The 1,947-nt window shown below is 51.9% G+C and carries 1 protein-coding gene; it reads right to left on the bottom strand.

Annotation, left to right across the window (positions count from 1 at the left end; all coding sequences use genetic code 11):
- A partial coding sequence (gene mutS, locus WBV75_RS09795; RefSeq protein ID WP_424120438.1) for a DNA mismatch repair protein MutS occupies positions 1-1,857 on the bottom strand: 1,857 nt, incomplete at its 3' end.
- Between the last annotated feature and the right edge of the window lie 90 nt (positions 1,858-1,947).

The following is a 1,947-nucleotide window of genomic DNA, read 5'->3' as shown; positions in this document are numbered from 1 at the left end:
ATTTGGCCCCGTAATTACAATGAGTTGCTGATCTTCCCGGTTTAAAACCAGATCGTTGGGGATATAGGCCTGCCCGGGAGGCAATTGCCGCTCGATGACCGGGTGGCGACCCCCTTTTATGTTCAGGTCGGTGGCATCTGTCATCTGGGGGGAAGCATAATTGTATTCCCGGGCCATTTGCGCAAAACTGCAAAGGCAGTCCAGTTTCGCCACCAGGCGGGCGTTTTCCTGAACCGGACGGATGTATTCCTGCATCCAAACCACCAATTGATTAAAGAGCTGGACTTCCAATTCCAGGATACGTTCTTCCGCCCCCAGGATTTTGGCCTCGTATTCTTTGAGTTCTTCTGTGATATAGCGTTCTGCGTTGACCAGGGTTTGCTTTCTTATCCACTCCTCGGGGACTTTGTCTTTATGGGTATTGCGCACTTCTATATAATAGCCAAAGACATTGTTGGAAGCGATTTTAAGGGAGGTAATTCCCGTGCGGGCCGTTTCCCTTTCCAGCATTTGATTCAGATAAGCCTTTCCGGAACGCGCCAGGTCCCGAAGCTCATCCAGTTCCGCCGAAAACCCCGGGGCGATAGTGTCCCCTTTGCCAATACCGGCAGGGGCTTCCTCCAGGAGGACCTCCTTTATACGTTCGCGTAGGGCTTCACATGGGTCAATGGCCTGCCCGATCCGGGCCAGGGCCGGTTCTTCAACCTCTGTAATCCGATTCTTAAGCGGGATCAGTGTTTCCAGCGCATTTTTCAGGTGTACGGTTTCCCTGGGTGTAATTTTACCGGCTGCCCCTTTGGCAATCAGGCGTTCCAGGTCGCCGGTGCGCCCCAGGTGTTCCCGAATCGTTTCCAATAAAGGGTCTCGCTGGGCGAAATAGCCCACGACCTTGTGCCGTTCCCGAATCGCATCCAGTTGTTTGAGTGGCATGGCCAGCCATCGTCTCAAAAGCCTGCCCCCCATAGGAGAGCGTGTTTTGTCCAAAACCTCAAGGAGGGATACCCCCCGGGGATCACGGGCCTGAAAAAGCTCCAGGTTCTGCAGGGTAAAGCGATCCATCCAGACGTAATCCGAGGAAGACAAACGACTCAGGGACGTAATATGACCGAGCTGCCGGTGCTGGGTTTCCTTCAGGTAGTGGATAACGGCTCCGGCGGCCGTGATTCCCATAGAAAGGTCTTCCACTCCAAATCCTTTCAGCCCCGAGGTTTTAAAATGCCCCATCAGTGTTTCCCGGCTGTAGTCCTCCTGAAAGATCCAGTCCTCCGCAAAAAAGCAATGGTGGGCAGTGCCAAAAGCCTCTTTAAAATCAGTTCGATGTTTTTTGGATACCAGGATTTCTGAAGGCGCAAAATTTTGCAGCCATTTATCGATATCCGTCGGGTCACCTTCGGCCAGAAAAAATTCGCCGGTAGAGATATCCAGAAAGGAAATACCCATACGTCCCGAGCCAAAGTGCACGGCTGCGAGAAAATTATTGGCTTTGGCCTGCAGGAGTTCATCGCTCAGGGACACCCCGGGAGTCACCAGTTCGGTTACTCCTCTTTTGACGATGGTTTTCGTTTGCTTGGGATCTTCCAGCTGGTCACAAATAGCGACCCGTTGACCCGCTTTGACCAGTTTTGGGAGGTAGGTGTTGAGCGCGTGGTGTGGAAAACCCGCCAAAGCCGTCTGATCTCCCCCGTTATTCCTTTGAGTAAGGACGATATCCAGGATGCGGGCCGCTTTTTCTGCATCTGCCCCAAAAGTTTCGTAAAAATCCCCTACCCGAAATAGCAACAGCGCATCGGGGTATTTAACCTTGATGCCATTGTACTGTTTCATCAGGGGGGTCGTCTTTTTACCTTTGGCAGCCACAGCTTAAAATGTTTTTGAGAACAAACGAAAATAGCGGTTTCAAAGGCGATCCCCAACACCTGTTGATATCTAAGGAAAACTTCGTCCTCC

The organism is Robiginitalea sp. (assembly GCF_049588695.1).
Lineage (GTDB): Bacteria > Bacteroidota > Bacteroidia > Flavobacteriales > Flavobacteriaceae > Robiginitalea.
Note: the sequence above shows the minus strand (reverse complement) of the source record. Positions and strands in the feature narration are given on the sequence as shown.